We start from the raw sequence: 18,061 nt of genomic DNA on the forward strand, positions 1-18,061 counted from the left end.
CCTGCAGCCGGACTTCCGTGTGCCGCCCAACGCGTCGGCACCTCCCTGAGGGGGCAGGATGGACATCCCCGCACCAGCAGGTGAACAAGCCTCGGGTTAACCCGCGTTCTTGATTTGCGGCTCGTTCGGGGCGTGATGTTGCACCCGGATTCGCGGCGGCGCAATGCCCGCCGCTTTCATTTACGTTCCTGAACAGGCCGATACGGGGCCAGGTCTTGATACACCGCAATCCATTGCTCCCGGAAGGGGGAGCCGGATGCGCCATCAGGGCCTTCGCCGGCTGCTGACAGATTCATGTCATCGCGCTCCCTAGAATGACCGCCTCCTTCAGTCAGAGACCCGCCAAGATGTCCGACGGTCATATCAAGATTCGCGGTGCCCGCCAGCACAACCTCAAGAACCTCGATCTGGACATTGCCACGCATGAGCTGACGGTCGTGACGGGGCCCAGCGGTTCGGGCAAGTCCAGCCTCGTCTTCGACACCCTGTATGCCGAAGGCCAGCGGCGCTACGTGGAAACCTTCTCCGCCTACGCCCGCCAGTTCCTGGACCGCATGGACCGGCCGGCGGTGGACAAGGTCGAGGGCGTGCCGCCCGCCATCGCCATCGACCAGACCAACCCGGTGCGCACCTCCCGCTCCACGGTCGGCACGATGACGGAGCTGAATGACCACCTGAAGCTGCTGTTCGCACGCGCGGCGCAGCTCTACGACCGCCAGACCGCGCAGCCGGTGCGCCATGACACGGCCCAGACCATCTTCGCGGAGCTCAAGGCCCGCACGCTGGCCGATGATCCCCGCCTGGTGCTGACCTTCCCGGTCGAGCTGCCGGCCAACACCAGCGCCGAGCAGGTGCAGCAGTGGCTGGCGGCGAGCGGCTTCACGCGGATACAGGCCGAACGGGAGTCCGGCGAGCGCAAGATCCTGGACGTCGTCGCGGACCGCTTCCGCATGCAGGGCGTCGACACCCAGCGCGCCATGGAGGCCATCGAGCTGGCCTTGAAGCGCGGCAGCGGCCGTCTCAATGTCTATGCGGGTGGCAGCGAGGAGCAGGCGCCGGAGGTCTGGCGCTACTCCACCGGCCTGCACTGCCCGGACAGCGACCTGCGCTACCAGGACCCGCAGCCCGCGCTGTTCTCGTTCAACTCGGCCATGGGCGCCTGCGAGACCTGCCGGGGCTTCGGCCGCGTGATCGGCGTGGACCTGGGCCTGGTCATCCCCGACGACAAGAAGACCCTGCGCGCCGGCGCCATCAAGCCCCTGCAGACGCCGGCCTGGGCCGAGTGCCAGGACGACCTCATGCGCCATGCGGGCGATGCCGGCATCCCGCGCGACACCGCCTGGAGCCAGCTCACGCCCGCGCAGAAGGACTGGGTCATCAACGGCTCGCCCAACTGGAAGGGCAAGTGGAACCAGCAGTGGTACGGCGTGCACCGCTTCTTCGAGTACCTGGAGAGCAAGGCCTACAAGATGCACATCCGCGTGCTCTTGTCCAAGTACCGCAGCTACACCGAATGCCCGGACTGCCGCGGCGCGCGCCTCAAGACCGAGGCCCTGCTGTGGCGCGTGGGCTCGGCCGCGCTGGCCGACGCCGCCCTGCCGCGCGAGCAGCGCTTCCTGCCCAGCGGCACGGCCTGGAGCCGCGCGCAGCTGGAGTCCCTGCCCGGCCTGCACCTGCATGACCTGATGCAGCTGCCCATGCACCGCCTGCGCCGCTTCATGGACGAGCTGCAGCTGCCTTCCACGATGCTGGACGAAGCCCTGAAGCTGCTGCTGGAGGAGATCCGCAACCGCCTCAAGTACCTCTGCGACGTGGGCCTGGGCTACCTCACCCTGGACCGCCAGAGCCGCACGCTCTCGGGCGGCGAGGTGCAGCGCATCAACCTCACCACGGCCCTGGGCACCTCGCTGGTCAACACGCTGTTCGTGCTGGACGAGCCCAGCATCGGCCTGCACCCGCGGGACATGAACCGCATCGTGCAGGCCATGCACCGCCTGCGCGACGCGGGCAACACGCTGGTGGTGGTCGAGCACGATCCCGCCGTGATGCTGGCCGCCGACCGCCTCATCGACATGGGCCCGGGCCCCGGCGAGAAGGGCGGCAGCATCGTCTTCGACGGCACGCCGGAGGCCATCCGCTCGGCGGACACGCTCACCGGCGCCTACCTGGGCGCGCGCAAGCAGGTGGGCATGGGGCTGAAGCGCCTGGTGGACGCCTCGACGCCGCGGCTCATCCTCGAAGGCGCGCGCGAGCACAACCTGAAGAACGTCAGCGTGGAGTTCCCGCTGCAGCGCATGGTGGTGGTCACCGGCGTCTCGGGCTCGGGCAAGAGCACGCTGATGCAGGACGTGCTCTACCCCGCGCTGGCCCGCCACTTCGGCCAGGCCACCGAGGCCCCGGGCGCGCACGACCGCCTGCTGGGCGCGGACTGGCTGGCCGGTGCCGTCTTCGTGGATCAGTCCCCCATCGGCAAGACGGCGCGCTCCAACCCCGCCAGCTATGTGGGCGCCTTCGACGAGATCCGCAAGCTCTTCGCCGCCACGCCCATGGCCCAGGAGCGCAGCTACGGCCCGGGCATGTTCAGCTTCAACGCGGGCGACGGCCGCTGCCCCACCTGCGGCGGCTCGGGCTTCGAGCACGTCGAGATGCAGTTCCTCTCCGACGTCTACCTGCGCTGCCCGGACTGCGACGGCCGCCGCTTCCGTGCCGAGATCCTCGACGTGAAGATCATCCGCGACGAGCGCGAGCTCTCGGTCTCGGAGGTGCTGGAGCTGACCGTCAGCGAGGCCGTGCACCTGTTCCGCTACGACCGCGAGGTGCTGCTCAAGCTGCAGCCCATCCTCGACGTGGGCCTGGAATACGTGCGTCTGGGCCAGCCTGTGCCCACGCTGTCCGGCGGCGAGGCCCAGCGCCTGAAGCTGGCCGGCTTCCTGGCCGAGGCCGCCACCAGCGCCAGCAAGAGCCGCCAGGCGGTCGCGAAGAAGGGCACGCTCTTCCTCTTCGACGAGCCCACCACCGGCCTGCACTTCGACGACATCGCCAAGCTCATGCGCGCCATGCGCAAGCTGCTGAGTGCCGGGCATTCGCTGATCCTGATCGAGCACAACCTGGATGTGATCCGCGCAGCCGACTGGCTGATCGACCTGGGCCCCGAGGGCGGCGAGGACGGCGGCCTGCTCGTCTGCCAGGGCACGCCCGAGGAGGTGCGCGAGCACCCGACGTCGCACACCGCCGAGGCCCTGCGCGAGTACGCGCTGCACATGGACCGCCCTGCCATGAAGGTGGAGGAGGGCCGCCCGCTGCAGAGCGTGGTGCGTGCCCGGCGTGCGCAGGCCGAGGAGTCCATCCGCATCGTCAACGCGCGCGAGCACAACCTGAAGTCGGTCGACGTGGCCATCCCGCGTGGCAAGTTCAATGTGATCACCGGCGTCTCGGGTTCGGGCAAGTCCACGCTGGCCTTCGACATCCTCTTCAACGAGGGCCAGCGCCGCTACCTCGAATCGCTCAATGCCTATGCGCGCTCCATCGTGCAGCCGGCAGGGCGGCCGGAGGTGGACGCTGTGTGGGGCATCCCGCCCACGGTGGCCATCGAGCAGCGGCTCTCGCGCGGCGGCCGCAAGAGCACGGTGGCCACGACCACCGAGGTCTGGCACTTCCTGCGCCTGCTCTATGTGAAGCTGGGCGTGCAGCACTGCCGCCATGACGGCACGCCGGTCAGGCCGCAGAGCCTGGAGTCCATCCTGGCCCAGCTGATGCGCGACTACCGCGGCCAGCACATCGGCCTGCTGGCGCCCCTGGTGATGAACCGCAAGGGCCTCTACACCGACCTCGCCAAATGGGCCAAGGGCCGCGGCCACAGCCATCTGCGCGTGGACGGCGAGTTCCTGCCCACCGCGCCCTGGCCCAAGCTGGACCGCTTCAAGGAGCACACGCTGGAGCTGCCGGTGGGCGACCTCGTCGTCACTCCCGAGAACGAGGCGGTCCTGCGCGAGCTGCTGCTCAAGGCGCTGGATCACGGCAAGGGCGTGCTGCATGTGCTGAGCCCGCTGGACGGGCTGGAGGCCGCGTTGAAGAGTGGCAACTCCACGGCCGGCCTGGGTGCGGTGCGCGTGTTCTCCACCAAGCGCGCCTGCCCCACCTGCGGCGAGAGCTATCCCGAGCTCGACCCGCGTCTGTTCAGCTACAACTCCAAGCACGGCTGGTGCAGCAGCTGCGTGGGCACGGGCCTGGCGCTCAGCAAGGAGCAGCGCAAGCTGCTGGACGACTCCCAGCAGGACAAGGACAACCGCGGCCGCGAGCAGAGCTTCAACGCCGAGGTGGAGGTCGAGGGCCTGGCCGACGAGGCCTGCCCCGACTGCCACGGTGCCCGCCTGAATCCCACCGCGCGGGCCGTCACCTTCGAAGGCGAGGGCATTGCGGCGGTCGCCAGCTGGAGCGTCAGCCAGGCGCGCGAATGGGTGTCAGGTCTTGCCCTGAGCGGGCGTGACGCCGAAATCGCCCGCGACGTGGTCAGCGAGATCCGCGGCCGCCTGGAGTTCCTGGAGCAGGTGGGCCTGGGCTACCTCACGCTGGAGCGCGCAGCGCCCACGCTGTCCGGCGGCGAGGCGCAGCGCATCCGGCTGGCGGCCCAGCTGGGCAGCCATCTGCAGGGCGTCTGCTATGTGCTGGACGAGCCCACCATCGGCCTGCACCCGCGGGACAACCAGATCCTGCTCGACGCCCTGGCCACGCTGGGCGACAAGGGCAACACCCTGGTCGTGGTCGAGCATGACGAGGACACCATCCGCCGCGCCGACCACATCATCGACATCGGCCCGGGCGCCGGCAAGCGCGGTGGCCGCGTGATCGCCCAGGGCACGGCGGCCGAGCTGGCGCAGCATGCGGATTCGCTGACGGGCCGCTTCCTGGCTCAGCCGCTGCGCCACCCGCTGCAGGAGCGCCGCTCCTGGACGGGCGAGGGCCCCAAGCTGACAGTGCAGGGCGCGACCCTGCACAACCTGCAGGGCGTGACGGTGGAGGTGCCGCTGCAGCGTCTGGTCGCGGTGACGGGCGTCTCGGGCTCGGGCAAGTCCACGCTGGCGCGCGACGTGCTGCTGGCCAATATGGCCATGGCCGTGCCGCTGCGCAAGTCGCCCTCGCGCTGGATCGGCTGCGAGTCGGTCACGGGCCATGAGCAGGTGGACCGCGTGCTGGAGGTCGACCAGACGCCCATCGGCAAGACCCCGCGGTCCTGCCCGGCCACCTATATCGGCTTCTGGGACGCCATCCGCAAGCTCTTCGCCGAGACCCTGGAGTCCAAGGCGCGCGGCTATGCCGCCGGCCGCTTCAGCTTCAACACCGGCGAGGGCCGCTGCCCCGGCTGCGAGGGGCAGGGCATGAAGACCATCGAGATGAGCTTCCTGCCGGATGTGAAGGTGCTGTGCGACCAATGCCACGGCCAGCGCTTCAACCCGGAGACCCTGGGCGTGAGCTGGCGCGGCAAGAGCATCGGCGACGTGCTGGCCATGGAGGTGGACGAGGCCGTCGAGTTCTTCGCGGCCATGCCCTCCATCGCCCATCCGCTGAAGCTGCTGCAGGACGTGGGCCTGGGCTATCTCACGCTGGGCCAGCCCAGCCCCACGCTTTCGGGCGGTGAGGCGCAGCGCATCAAGCTGGTCAGCGAGCTGGTCAAGGTGCGGGACGACGTCACGCGGCGCGGCCAGAAGGCGCCGCACACGCTGTACGTGCTGGACGAGCCCACCGTGGGTCTGCACATGGCCGATGTGGAGAAGCTGATCCGCGTGCTGCACCGCCTGGTGGCGGGCGGGCATTCGGTGGTGGTGATCGAGCACGACCTCGACGTGATCGCCGAGGCCGACTGGATCCTGGACCTGGGCCCCGAGGGCGGCACGGGCGGCGGCCGCGTCGTGGTGGCGGGCACGCCCGAAGCGGTGGTGGCTTCGGGCAGCCACACGGGCCGCGCGCTGGCGCCGGTGCTCCAGCGTGCTTGAGCCGGCGCTGCTGCAGCACGCGGCCGAGCTGGTCGAGCAGGCCGACCTGATCGTCGTTGCCGCCGGCGCGGGCATGGGCGTGGACTCCGGCCTGCCGGACTTCCGCGGCCGCGAGGGCTTCTGGCAGGCTTACCCGGCCCTGGCGCGCAGCGGGATCGACTTCTATGCGGCAGCGAACCCCGCGCGCTTCGTCGAGGCCCCGGCCCAGGCCTGGGGCTTCTACGGCCACCGCCTGGCCCTGTACCGCCGCACCGAGCCCCATGCGGGCTTTGCCATCCTGCAGCGCTGGATGGCGCAGGCCCCTCTGGGCGGCGTGGTCTACACCAGCAATGTGGACGGGCAGTTTCAGCAGGCGGGTGTCGACGAGGCGCAGGTCTGGGAATGCCATGGCTCGCTGCGCCACCTGCAGTGCAGCCGGCCGTGCAGGGATGCGGTCTGGTCGGCGGAGGACTTCCTGCCCGATGTCGACGAGGAGCGCTGCGAGCTGCGCAACACCTGGCCCCTGTGCCCGCACTGTGGCGCGCTGTCCCGGCCCAATGTGTTGATGTTCGGCGACGAGGCCTGGGTGGCCGCCCGCGAGCGCGCGCAGGCCCACCGCATCGCCCCCCGCCTGGCCGCCGCCCGCCGGCCGCTGGTGATCGAGCTGGGCGCCGGCACGGCGGTGCCCTCGGTGCGGATGTTCAGCCAGCATGTGCTGCAGCGGCTGAAAGGACGGCTCCTGCGCATCAATCCGCGCGAATGGCAGGTGCCGGGGCGGCTGGACCTGGGCCTGGCCTGCGGGGCCTTGGAGGGACTGCAGGCTGTGGACTCGCTCATGTCGTGAGCTTGAGCTTCGGGGGCCGCGCTCAGTGACAAGTTGGATCGATTCGGCGTCGGAAAAATGCCGGCCCAGCTTGCCCGCGATCGCCCGAAGCGCATCGCGCCCCAGCAGGTGCCGCTGATCCGGCTCCGCCGGTCAGCCGGCGCCGCCCCCTGGGAGGCCGGCGAAGCCGGTAGGGGGTACTCGGTAGGGAACACGCCAATCAAACCGCGATCGCGCGAAGCGCATCGCGCCCCAGCAGGTGCCGCTGATCCGGCTCCGCCGGTCAGCCGGCGCCGCCCCCTGGGGGGCCGGCGAAGCCGGTAGGGGGGTACTCAGTAAGGAACACGCCAATCAAACCGCGATCGCGCGAAGCGCATCGCGCCCCAGCAGGTGCCGCTGACCCGGCTCTGCCGGTCAGCCGGCGCCGCCCCCTGGGAGGCCGGCGAAGCCGGTAGGGGGGTACTCGGTAAGGAACACGCAAATCAAACCGCGATCGCGCGAAGCGCATCGCGCCCCAACAGGTGCCGCTGATCCGGCTCCGCCCCCCTGGGGGGGCCGGCGAAGCCGGTAGGGGGGGTCACTTCTTCGGCTTCTCGAATTTCTTGGGGCGGTAGACGTTGCCTTCCCAGAGACCATCGTCATTGGCGGCCCGCTTCGCGCGCTGGATGGCGCCCAGGGCTTCCTCGCGGGCCAGGCGGCGGCGTTCGCGGGTGTTGAATCGCCACAGGAAGTAGCGCTGCAGCCAGCGCCAGCTGGCGCGGGGCCAGCGTTCCAGGGCCTGTCGCTGGCGGGCGCCGAGCATCATGTGCGCTGCCATCCACAGCACGCAGAGCAGTCCGAACGCAGCGATGATCTTCTGGAGCGTGACAGCCACGATGGGCCCCCGGTTGCCTCGCGCAAGGCTTGACCCTGGCGCATCGGTGCTTCGATGGTAGCGCAGCCCCTGTCATCATGGCTTCGAACAAAACCCGTATTTCTGCGCATTCCCGGGCGTTTGCCGCCTCGCTTCTCCGCACTTGGGGGGCTCGATTCCGTCGTCCAGCGCATCAGCCCCGTCGGGGCAGACCCAAGCCCGGCCCCGCTCCCTAGAATCCCGCCGCCTCCAGAACCCGGAGGCGTTGAGGAGATCCCCTTGAAAGCCTGGAAACCCGCCTCGGTCGCCTGCGCCATTGCGCTGGCCCTCAGTGCCGCCGCGACCAGCCTGCAGACGCAGGCCGCCACCGCCACCGCCCCCCCCCCTGTGGCCGCCCCCTCCCTGAGCCTGGAAAGCCTGTTCCGCGCCCAGCCCTACCGTGGTGAATCGGCGCGCGAGCTCCAGTTCAGCCACAGCGGCCGCTACCTGGCCTATCTGTGGAACCCCTTCGGCGAGCCGGGGACCGACCTCTACATCCACGACACCCAGACCGGCAAGACCCTGCGCGTGACCTCGCCGGCCGCCATGGCCGCCTTCGAGGCGCCTGAGGACCTGGCCCGCTTCGCCCGCAAGGCCCAGCAGCGCCAGACCGAGTGGAACGAGCGCCAGCAGCGCGAGGAACTGCAGCAGGCCTATCTGCGCGGCGAGAACGTGGACCTGGGCCAGTTCGAGGCCCGCGCCCTGGAGCAGCTGAAGAAGGAGCTGGCCGAGAAGAAGGCGAAGGACGAAGCCGAGAAGGCCGCCGACAAGGCCGAGGCCGAGGCCGAGAAGAAAGCCGCTGAGGCCCTGACCGCGAAGCGCAGCGGCAAGCCCGTGGCCGAGGCGGCGGCTCCGGCAGCCTCGGCGGCCAGCGCCGCCGCGAAGTCCGCCGAAAAGGACAAGGACAAGGAAAAGGAACTCTGGGAGCTGCGCGACGAGCTGAAGAAGAAGGAAGCCAAGAACAAGCTCAAGCCGGGCGACCTCTACCCCGGCGTCAGCCAGGTGGTCTGGGCCAACCATCGCGAGGAGCTGGTCTTCCAATACCGCGGCAGTCTGTTCCGCTGGCAGGCTGCGGACGGCAAGGTCCAGCCTCTGCTGGGCACGCAGCGCTCGCTGCGCATGGTGGCCTACACGCCGGACGACCAGGGCTTCATCTACCAGGACGAGACCCGCGTGCTGCGCAGCCGCTTCAACGCCGCCGGCGTGCAGGTGCTCAACCGCGAGCTGATCCATGACGATGACGCCGAGAAGAAGTACCGCATCAGCGACACCCGCCTGAGCGAGAACGGCCGCTGGATGTCCCTGCTGGCCCAGGCCCCGCTGACGGCCGCCGATGGCAAGGGCCCGGCGCCCAAGCCCGGCCGCATGGTCGAGATCATGGACTACAACACCCGCTTCGCCACGGCCAAGAAGGTCGAGCGCGAGGTCTCGGACGACAAGCGCATGGAGCAGCCGCTGGCGCTGTACATCCGCAAGGTCGCGGCCGAGGGTGCAGCGCCCACGGCCCAGCCGCAGCCGGTGTTCACCCACAAGGGCGGTGACGTCTGGTTCGAGATGAGCCCCGTGGCCTGGGCTCGCGACGGCAGTCACTACGCCTTCGTGACCTTCGAGCGCGAGAAGGAGCTGCTGCGCGTCTACCTGGGCAAGGCCGACGAGAGCGCCAAGCCCGAGATGATCCTGGAGCGCCGCGGCGACGTGCACCACGAGCTGGTCAACGTCATGGCCCCGGACTTCACGCCGGACGGCAAGACCCTGGTCCTGGTCCTGGCCGACCACGACTGGCGCCAGCCCTATGCCTACGACCTGGCCAGCAAGCAGCTCAAACGTCTGGTGAACGGCGAGTTCGAGGCTCACCGCGTGCTGGGCTTCACGCCTGACAGCAAGCAGATGTTCGTGGCCAGCAACCGGGACGACCTTGCCGCCATGAACCTCTGGCGCGTGGACATGGCCACGGGCCATATGCAGGCCCTGGGCCAGTCGCCCGACTACCACCGCAATGCCGTGGTCTCCGACGACGGGCGCTGGCTGGCGGCCAACGCCGGGCACTGGTCGCAGCGCCCCGAGCTCAAGCTGATCGCGGGCCAGGGCGAGGCTCGGGCGCCCAAGGTGCTGACGCAGAGCTATGACCCGGCCTTCGACGCCGTGCACGTGCTGCGCCCCGAGCGCTTCAGCTTCAAGAACCGCCATGGCGACGTGCTCAGCGCCTATGTCTTCAAGCCCAAGGGCTGGCAGGCCAGCGACCGCCGCCCGGCCGTGGTCTATGTCTACGGTGGCCCGCTCAACGACCGCCACACCATCGAGACCGACAGCTTCCAGCCCACCGGCTACATGTTCGGCATGTACATGGCGGCCAAGCATGGCTATGTGACGGTGTCCATCGACACCCGCGGTCACTCCAACTACGGCCGCCGCTTTGCCGACGCCAACTGGGAGCAGGTCGGCCTGCCCCAGACCGAGGACCTGCTGGACCTGGTCGCCCACATGAAGGCCCACTTCGGCGTGGACGCCCAGCGCATCGGCCTCAATGGCTGGAGCTTCGGCGGCTTCCAGACGCAGTACACGATGTACACCCAGCCCGATGTGTTCGCCGCCGGCATCGCCGGTGCCGGCCCCACCGAATGGGAGAACTACAACAGCTGGTACAGCGGCCGCACCATCGGCAAGGTGGACCGCAGCAAGCCCGTGCTGCGCAAGTACTCGCTGCTGCCCATGGCCCGTGGCCTGCGCAAGCCGCTGATGCTGGTGCACGGCATGATGGATCCGAACGTGCTCTACCAGGACACGGTCAACGTCTACCGTGCCCTGCTGGACTCGGGCAAGGAGTCGCTGGTCGAGCTCTTCCTGGATCCGGACGGCGAGCACGGCATGGGCGGCGTGGTGAAGACCGCTGGCTGGCATCGCAAGTACGAGGCCTTCTGGCTGCAGCACCTGGGCCGCGCGCAGTAAGCGGTCCCGGCCAAGTAAAAGGCGACCCGCGGGTCGCCTTTTTTCATGGGCACGAGGGCTGTGTCAGCCGTTTCCACCGTGCCCGGCCAGGGCCAGCACGGCGTCGGGGATCTCGCGGCTGAGGGCATCCTTGAGCTGGGCATTGGCCAGCTGTGCCAGGTCTTGCGGGTCCTGCTGGCTCTCGTCGCCGCCCAGCAGGGCAATGGGGGAGAGCAGGGCGCCCTGGGTCTCGTCCTCGAAGCGCGTGGCCCAGTCGTCGGCGGCCAGGTCCACGCCCAGCATGAAGCCGATGCACCAGTCCTCGGCGTCGGTCAGCTCGGTGCCGTCCTCATCGACGGCTATGCTGAAGATCGGCTCCCAGGCGTCGGGCCTGTTCTTGAGCTGCACGGCAATGCTGTGCACGTGGCGCAGCACCAGCATCATCACGCGCTTCTTCTGCTTGCCGCTGACGAAGGGGGCGATGCCATCGGCGCCATCGCCGCCCCAGACCTCGGGCAGCCAGGCCGCGCCGGGCAGGCCGGCCAGGGGCTGCGGGCTCAGCAGCAGGGCGGTCAGGTAGCCGTCCAGGGCCTCGATGTTCATCGCGGCGTCGCTGGACAGCTTGCTCAGCATGTCGTCGAGGGTCGACAGCTCCTCGTCGCTGAGCGGCAGGTAGTCGGAGGCGGGGTTGTAGCTGGGATATTCCATGGTGGGGCTTCAGTGAGGGCTCAGCCGTGGCGGCCGTGCCGGCTCTTGGGTTTCTTGGTGTCCAGCTCGGCGATCTGAGCCTTCAGCAGCGACATCAGCACGCGGGCATTGGCCTCGGTCATGCTCAGGATGGAGCTGGGCTCGATGCCCTCGACATTGGCCTTGGGCGCGACCAATGCGTCCACCTTGAGCATGATCAGGCCGTGCGCATTGCCCGCGGCCTTGAACTTCTGGACTTCGATGGTGTGTGTCTTCATGTCTTGATTGTCCCTCGTCGCGGCGCAGCGGCGGATGCTAGGCTGGCAGGATGACGCATCCAGCCCCTGCCCAAGGCCCCGCCGTGCTGAGCGGCTGGCGGGCCCGCTGCTACACCATCATCTTCGAGGCGGACACGCGCGCCGGCAAGGCCTTCGACGTGGCCCTGGTCGTGGCCGTGCTACTGAGCGTGGCCCTGGTGATCGCCGAGAGCGTCGCAGACTGGCGCCTGCGCCATGGCCGTGCCTTCGACATCGCCGAGTACTTCTTCACCGCGCTGTTCACCGTCGAGTACCTGCTGCGCGTGGCCTGCGTGCCGCAGCCCTGGCGCTATGTGCGCAGCTTCTATGGGGTCGTCGATCTGCTGGCGGTGCTGCCCACCTACCTGGCGCTGTTCCTGCCCGAGGCCTATGCCCTGGTGGACGTTCGCGTGCTGCGCCTGCTGCGCATCTTCCGCATCTTCAAGCTCAGCGCCTACCTGCACGAGTTCCGCAGCCTGGGCAGCGCGCTGCAGGCCAGTGCGCGCAAGATCCTGGTCTTCCTGTCGGTGGTGATCATGGCCGTGCTGATCATGGGGACGGTGATGTATGTGGTCGAGGGGCCGGCCAATGGCTTCGTCAACATCCCCACCGCCATGTACTGGGCCGTGACCACCATGACCACGGTGGGCTTCGGCGACATCACGCCCAAGACGGACCTGGGCCGGCTGATCGCCTCGGCCATGATGCTGCTGGGCTGGGGCGTGCTGGCCGTGCCCACGGGCATCGTGACGGCCGAGATGACGGCCCAGCGGCGCAGCGGCACGCCCACCACCCGCAGCTGCCCGCAATGCCTCAGCGAAGGCCATCTGGCCGAGGCGCGCTACTGCCGCGACTGCGGCGCGCCCCTGCCGCCCTACCAGCGCGATGCCAGCTGATCAGCGGCCGCGCAGCTTGCCGAAGCCCTCGACCACGGCCAGCACCGCGGCGCCGCAGGCAATGCCCACCAGCACATCGCCCAGGGTCGCGACCAGCCAGGGCAGCACAGGAGCGCCTGGCATGGATTGCGCCAGGTGAGCGATGGCATGGTGCACCGGCGGCATGCCATGCACCAGGATGCCGCCACCGACCATGAACATGGCGGCGGTGCCGACCACGGCCAGGGTCTTCATCAGGCGCGGCGCGGCCACCAGCAGCAGGCCGCCCAGCGACTGCTTCCACGACTCGGCCTTGCGGCTGAGGTAGAGGCCCAGGTCGTCCAGCTTCACGATGGCCCCCACGAGGCCGTAGACGCCCACCGTCATCAGCACCGCGATGCCGCTGAGCACCAGGACCTGCGTGGTCAGCGACGAGCCGGCGACCAGGCCCAGGGTGATGACGATGATCTCGGCGGACAGGATGAAGTCGGTGCGGATCGCCCCCTTGATCTTGTCCTGCTCGAAGGCGACCAGGTCCACGGCCGGGTCGCTGAGGGCCTGGACCTGCTGGGCATGCTCGGCTTCCTCCTCGGCCTTGTGGAGGAACTTGTGCGCCAGCTTCTCGACGCCCTCGAAGCACAGGTAGGCGCCACCCAGCATCAGCAGGGGCGTGACGATCCAGGGCACGAAAGCGCTGATGGCCAGCGCGGCCGGCACGAGGATGGCCTTGTTGCGCAGCGAGCCCTTGGCCACGGCCCACACCACCGGCAGCTCGCGCTCGGCGCGGATGCCGCTGACCTGCTGCGCATTGAGCGCGAGGTCATCCCCCAGCACCCCCGTGGTCTTCTGGGCGGCAGCCTTGGAGAGGACGGCGACGTCGTCCAGCAGGGTGGCGATGTCGTCGAGCAGGGCGAGAAGGGTCGAGGCCATGATGGGCACGAAGTTGAAAAACCTGCTTTGTACATGATCTCGCATCAGGATCCCGCCAGGGCCGGACGGGCATGCATTCCGGCAGGGTGAAATGACTTGCGGCACACTGCGCCCCATGAACACCGTCGCCACCTTCTTCCGCAGCACGGCGCTGGCCCTGGGCCTGGCAGCCGCCCTGGTCCCTGCCCTGGCCGAGGACGCGCCCAAGCCGCAGGTCTACAACGAGCAGGCCGATGCCCGAGCCGACCTCAACCAGGCCCTGGCGCAGGCGAATGCCCAGCAGCGCAATGTGCTGGTGGTCTTCGGCGCCAACTGGTGCGGGGATTGCATGGCCCTGGACCGCAAGTTCTCCGGCGGCACGCTGGCCGGCCCGGTGGCCAAGCGCTTCGTGGTGCTCAAGGTCAATGTCGGCCGCTTCGACAAGAACACCGACCTGGCGGCCCAGATGGGCGTGCCGCTGAAGAAGGGCATCCCCGCGGTGGCCGTGCTGGGCCGCGACGGGCAGGTGCTCAGCGCCACCAGCGGCGGCGAGTTGGCCGATGCCCGCAACATGGGCGACGACGCCGTGCTCAAGGTGCTCGACGGGCTCAAGCACTGAGACCCTGCGGCCCTGCGTGCCTCGCTCCTTGGCGGGGACGCAACACCTGGCCCCATGACTGAGACAGGCTTCCTTGGGGGCGTCCCCTTTCCATGGGGGTCAGGCCTTGCCTGGCACTTGCGTTTTGCGGGCTGCTGGCCTAAGTTGCAGCATGGCCAGACCACTGCGGATCGAATTTGCGGGCGCCGTCTACCACCTCAGCTCCAAGGCCGAGGCGGGCGCGGTGGTGTTCCACGATGACGCGGACCGCCGAGCCCTGCTCGCGGTGATCGCGCAGGCCATGGAGCGTTTCGACGCCCAGGTGCTGGCCTACTGCCTGGAGCCCGACTCCTACGAGCTCCTGCTCTTCACCCGCCAGGCCAATCTCTCGCGCCTGATGCGGCATATCAACGGCGTCTACACGCAAGGCAGCAACAGGCGGCACGGCACCGTGGGGCATCTGTTCCAGGGGCGCTTCAAGGCCGTGCTGGTGGACCGCGAACAGCTCCTGCTGGATGCCTGCCGCTATGTCGAGCTGGGTGGCGTGCGCCGCGGCATGGCGGCCTCGCCGGCGCAGTGGCCCTGGTCCAGCTATGCCGCCCATATCGGGCAGGTCGAGGCGCCGGATTGGCTGGATGTGCAAGGCCTGCATGCCTATGTGATGGGTCGGCCCCTGCAAGGCGCTGCCGATCGCCGCAAGGCGGCGCAGCGCTACGAGAAGCTGGTCGCCGAGGCCAGTGGCCTGGACCTGTGGAAGCACCTGCGCCAGCAGATCTACCTGGGCGACGCCGCCTTTGTCGATCGCCTGAAGGGGCAGCTCAAGGGCCAGGGGGCCACTGCGCGCAAGTCCGCGCGTGGCGGCGCTTCACTGAAATCCCGGCCCTGGCGCGACTGGCTGCACGAAGCCGGCAGCCGTGAGGAGGCCCTGTACCGCGCCCACACCGAGGGCGGCCTGTCCATGACCGGCCTGGCCAAGGAGCTGGGGCTGTCGGTGTCGCGGGTCAGCCGTCTGATCGCGGGGCACGAGCGCCAGCGGCATCAGCACTGAAGGCCGGGCGACGGTCCGGTGTCTTCACCGAGCCCCTGCCGGGGGCTGTCCCCGTCCGCTGTGGACAAGTCCGTGCAAAAGCTGGCGGTAGTGACGCCAAGTGCTTGAACGGCAAGGCCAACCCCTGGATTGATGAAAAAAAAGGCACCGCTTGACGGTGCCTTCTTTCTGCGGGGCTGCCGGGCTCAGTGCAGGGCGTGCGCAGCGCCGGTCGGGCAGGGCGCGCTGACAAAGGCCTGCGCCTCCGCCTCTTCCCACGCTTCCTGGGTCAGTTCGCGGGCGGCGGCCAGTTGGTTGCAGAGTTCGAACACGCCCAGACCATCGGCATCGCCCACGGTCTCGGCTTGCGGGGCAGCAGCCACCTCGGCCGGCAGGTCGGCCAGGGCGCCCAGCAGGTCGAAGAGCAGGTCCAGATTGGGTTCGCCGGGTTCCTGGCGTGCCAGGCCCAGACTGCGGCAGAGGTACCAGCAGGCCTTGGCAGCGTCGTCGCAGCGGGCATGGTAGAGCGCCATGCGCTCCAGGGCCTCGGCCCGGGCCTGCTCGTCGGCCAGGGCTTCGGCCTGGGCGTCCAGCATGGGATCCAGGCCAGCGAGCAACTGGCTGCGCTCCGCCTCGGCCAGGCTGTCGGCCTCGGCGTGCTGCGGTTCGGTCATCAAAGGCTCAAGATGCGTGTGTGCCATGGGGTACTGCTTTCTTCCACCTGCTGGCGCAATGCTAGGCAGGCTCGGCGCATTTGGCGCCCCCTGAAGAGGGGGACATGGCGCCATCCTAGGCAGGCGGATGAAGTTTGTCACGCAAACTGTTGCCGGATCAGCGCTTTTTCACGGGCCGCTGCCAGCCGCTGATGCCCACCTGTTTGCCGCGCGCCACGCTCAGCTCGCCTTCGGCCACGTCCTTGGTGATGGTGGAGCCCCCACCGATGGTGGCGCCAGCCCCCAGCTTGACCGGGGCCACGAGCACGCAGTTGGAGCCCACGTGCACGTCGTTGCCGATCTCGGTGCGGTGCTTGTTGGCGCCGTCGTAGTTGGCGGTGATGGAGCCGGCGCCGTAGTTGACGCGCTCGCCCACCGTCGCATCGCCCAGGTAGGCCAGGTGGTTGGCCTTGGCGCCGCGTGCCAGGGTGGAGTTCTTGACCTCGACGAAATTGCCGATGTGCACCTCGGCGCCCAGCTGCGCGCCCGGGCGCAGGCGGGCAAAGGGGCCGATCAGCGCGCCTTCGCCCACGCTCGCGCCGGCGGCCTCGCCGTCGATGTGGGTGAATTCATGGATGCGGGCGCCGGCCGCGATGCTGGCGTTGCGGATCACGCAATTGGCGCCGATGCGCACCCCGTCGCCCAGGCTGACCTGGCCTTCGAAGAGGCAGTTGACGTCGATCTCGACGTCCTGCCCGCACTGCAGCGTGCCGCGCACGTCGAAGCGCGCCGGATCGGCCAGGCGCACGCCGGCTTCCATCAGGCCTTCAGCCTGCTGGCGCTGGTAGCGGCGCTCCAGGTCGGCCAGCTGCAGGGGGCTGTTGACGCCCAGGACCTCGGTCTCGTTGGGTGCCTTGACGCCCAGCACCGGCACGCCTTCGGCCACGGCCATGGCGACGATGTCGGTCAGGTAGTACTCGCCCTGGGCATTGTTGTTGGACAAGGCCATGACCCAGCGCTTCAGCAGGGCCGTGGGCGCCGCCATCATGCCGGTATAGCCCTCGCGGATCAGGCGCTGCTCAGGGCTGGCGTCCTTGTGTTCGACGATGGCCTGCACGGCACCCTCGGGCTGGCCGCCCGCGCGCACGATGCGGCCGTAGCCGGTGGGGTCGGCCAGGTCGATGGTCAGCAGCACCAGGGCGCGGCCGTCGCAGGCCTCGGCCAGGCGGCGGGCGGTCTCGGTGCGGATCAGGGGAACGTCACCATTGAGGATCAGCGTGGTGCCGTTCTCCGGCAGCACGGGCACCGTCTGCTGGATGGCATGGCCGGTGCCCAGCTGCGGCTCCTGGCGCACGAAGGCCGCACCACTGGCGGCGACCGCCGATTCCACCTGGGCCGCACCGTGGCCGGTGATGACGATGCGCTGGCTGGCGGCCAGGGGCTCGGTGCAATCCAGCACGTGCTGGAGCAGGGAGCGGCCGGCCAGCTTGTGCAGGACCTTGGGCAGGGCCGACTTCATGCGGGTGCCCTTGCCGGCAGCCATGATGACGATGTTCAGTGCCATGTCGAAAATCGCGACGCGTCTTGGAAAGAAGCCGCGATTATGGCTGTCGGCGGGGCCCGGCCCGGCCCGGGTTCAGGGGGCCTCGCGGCTGACCTGGACGCTGACGCGGTGGGGCTTGGGCTCGGTTCTCGGGAAGTCGCTCATCGCGGCATCGAACAGGGCGCCGGGCAGGCGCGAATCACCCTGGGTCATGCCTTCGTTGCTGGCGCGGGCCTCATAGAGCGGCTCGCCGCTGCTGCGGTCGCGCAGCAGCAGGGCCACGCCGCGTTCGTAGCGGGGTTCCATCCACAGGGGGCCCAGGCCGCCGCGCCAGTAACTGCCGTAGCGCCAGCCGCCGTAGCTGCCGTGCCAGCGCCACCACAGCGGATCATCCCAGGGCGCGCGGTCATTGGCATTGACACTCATGCCGATGGAGACCAGCACGTCTGCGCTCTTGGCATCGGCCGCGGGCCTGAAACCTGCCTTGCCCAGGGCGGCCGCGGCGGCAGCCTCCAGGGCGGCCTGCCGCTCGGACTCCTGCTGCTGCGAGGGCAGGCGGTCGAAGGCATAACTTGCCGGCTTGCGGCCCTCCGGCCAACTGCCGAAGCTGCTGACGTCCGCACTGACGACATAGGTGCTGCTGCAGGCGCTGAGGCCCAGCAGGGCGCTGGCGGCGAATCCCAGCATCCAGTGACTGCGGTCCATGGTGGCTCCTCTCTCGGCTCAGGCCGAATGGCTTCATTCTAGGGAGCCGGGCAAGCGATGACCCATCCACATTGCAAAGCTTGGTGAAGGTGCTGGGCGAGCTCCGGACGCTGCTTGCGTCGCAGGGCCGCCACCCTGGGGCCGCGCTGAGGAAAACCA

General features: G+C 69.2%; 13 protein-coding genes. 6 read left to right on the forward strand and 7 right to left on the reverse strand.

The window, feature by feature from the left end:
- Positions 1 to 347: 347 nt before the first annotated feature.
- Entirely contained in the window at positions 348 to 5,990 is a 5,643-nt protein-coding gene (gene uvrA, locus ABDJ40_RS09975) for an excinuclease ABC subunit UvrA (RefSeq protein WP_347609237.1), read from the forward strand.
- On the forward strand, positions 5,983 to 6,813 hold the full coding sequence (locus tag ABDJ40_RS09980; protein WP_347609239.1) for an SIR2 family NAD-dependent protein deacylase: 831 nt from the start codon (positions 5,983 to 5,985) through the stop codon (positions 6,811 to 6,813). The genes uvrA and ABDJ40_RS09980 overlap by 8 nt, the downstream gene beginning before the upstream one ends.
- A gap of 556 nt (positions 6,814 to 7,369) precedes the next feature.
- Here ABDJ40_RS09980 and ABDJ40_RS09985 read toward each other — a convergent pair.
- Positions 7,370 to 7,666: a hypothetical protein gene (locus ABDJ40_RS09985; RefSeq protein WP_347609241.1), complete on the reverse strand. Its 297-nt coding sequence runs from the start codon at positions 7,664 to 7,666 to the stop codon at positions 7,370 to 7,372.
- 258 nt (positions 7,667 to 7,924) lie between these two features.
- Here ABDJ40_RS09985 and ABDJ40_RS09990 point away from each other — a divergent pair, with 258 nt between their 5' ends.
- Positions 7,925 to 10,630: a S9 family peptidase gene (locus ABDJ40_RS09990; protein WP_347609243.1), complete on the forward strand. Its 2,706-nt coding sequence runs from the start codon at positions 7,925 to 7,927 to the stop codon at positions 10,628 to 10,630.
- Between the two features lie 63 nt (positions 10,631 to 10,693).
- On the opposite strand, the gene ABDJ40_RS09995 is transcribed toward ABDJ40_RS09990, so the two are convergent.
- Both ABDJ40_RS09995 and ABDJ40_RS10000 read right to left on the reverse strand, forming a co-directional pair.
- Positions 10,694 to 11,317, reverse strand: coding sequence for a UPF0149 family protein (locus tag ABDJ40_RS09995; protein ID WP_269630295.1), 624 nt, complete (start codon positions 11,315 to 11,317; stop codon positions 10,694 to 10,696).
- A gap of 20 nt (positions 11,318 to 11,337) precedes the next feature.
- Complete coding sequence (locus ABDJ40_RS10000; protein WP_269630294.1) at positions 11,338 to 11,574, reverse strand: hypothetical protein; 237 nt, start codon at positions 11,572 to 11,574, stop codon at positions 11,338 to 11,340.
- Between the two features lie 50 nt (positions 11,575 to 11,624).
- On the opposite strand from ABDJ40_RS10000, the gene ABDJ40_RS10005 reads away from it, so the two are divergent.
- Entirely contained in the window at positions 11,625 to 12,488 is an 864-nt protein-coding gene (locus ABDJ40_RS10005) for an ion transporter (protein ID WP_347609246.1), read from the forward strand.
- Here the strand turns inward: ABDJ40_RS10005 and ABDJ40_RS10010 are convergent, their stop codons facing one another.
- Positions 12,489 to 13,397: a DUF808 domain-containing protein gene (locus tag ABDJ40_RS10010; protein ID WP_347609248.1), complete on the reverse strand. Its 909-nt coding sequence runs from the start codon at positions 13,395 to 13,397 to the stop codon at positions 12,489 to 12,491. It abuts the gene before it with no gap.
- Between the two features lie 115 nt (positions 13,398 to 13,512).
- Between ABDJ40_RS10010 and ABDJ40_RS10015 the strand changes: the two genes are divergently transcribed.
- Both ABDJ40_RS10015 and ABDJ40_RS10020 read left to right on the forward strand, forming a co-directional pair.
- A complete protein-coding gene (locus ABDJ40_RS10015) occupies positions 13,513 to 13,995 on the forward strand; it encodes a thioredoxin family protein (protein WP_269630290.1) in 483 nt (160 codons plus the stop codon).
- Between the two features lie 151 nt (positions 13,996 to 14,146).
- Positions 14,147 to 15,022 (forward strand): transposase, encoded by an 876-nt coding sequence (locus ABDJ40_RS10020; RefSeq protein WP_347609251.1) that lies wholly within the window; start codon positions 14,147 to 14,149, stop codon positions 15,020 to 15,022.
- Positions 15,023 to 15,207: 185 nt separating this feature from the next.
- Here the strand turns inward: ABDJ40_RS10020 and ABDJ40_RS10025 are convergent, their stop codons facing one another.
- The 3 genes from ABDJ40_RS10025 to ABDJ40_RS10035 form a co-directional block, all read right to left on the reverse strand.
- A complete protein-coding gene (locus ABDJ40_RS10025; protein WP_347609253.1) occupies positions 15,208 to 15,675 on the reverse strand; it encodes a hypothetical protein in 468 nt (155 codons plus the stop codon).
- Between the two features lie 157 nt (positions 15,676 to 15,832).
- Positions 15,833 to 17,218, reverse strand: coding sequence for a bifunctional UDP-N-acetylglucosamine diphosphorylase/glucosamine-1-phosphate N-acetyltransferase GlmU (gene glmU, locus ABDJ40_RS10030; RefSeq protein WP_347609255.1), 1,386 nt, complete (start codon positions 17,216 to 17,218; stop codon positions 15,833 to 15,835).
- 72 nt (positions 17,219 to 17,290) lie between these two features.
- Complete coding sequence (locus ABDJ40_RS10035) at positions 17,291 to 17,902, reverse strand: DUF4136 domain-containing protein (RefSeq protein ID WP_347609257.1); 612 nt, start codon at positions 17,900 to 17,902, stop codon at positions 17,291 to 17,293.
- Positions 17,903 to 18,061: the final 159 nt, after the last annotated feature.

Origin of the sequence: Roseateles flavus, assembly GCF_039872765.1 — a bacterium.
In the GTDB taxonomy this organism is placed as follows: domain Bacteria; phylum Pseudomonadota; class Gammaproteobacteria; order Burkholderiales; family Burkholderiaceae_C; genus Roseateles_B; species Roseateles_B flavus.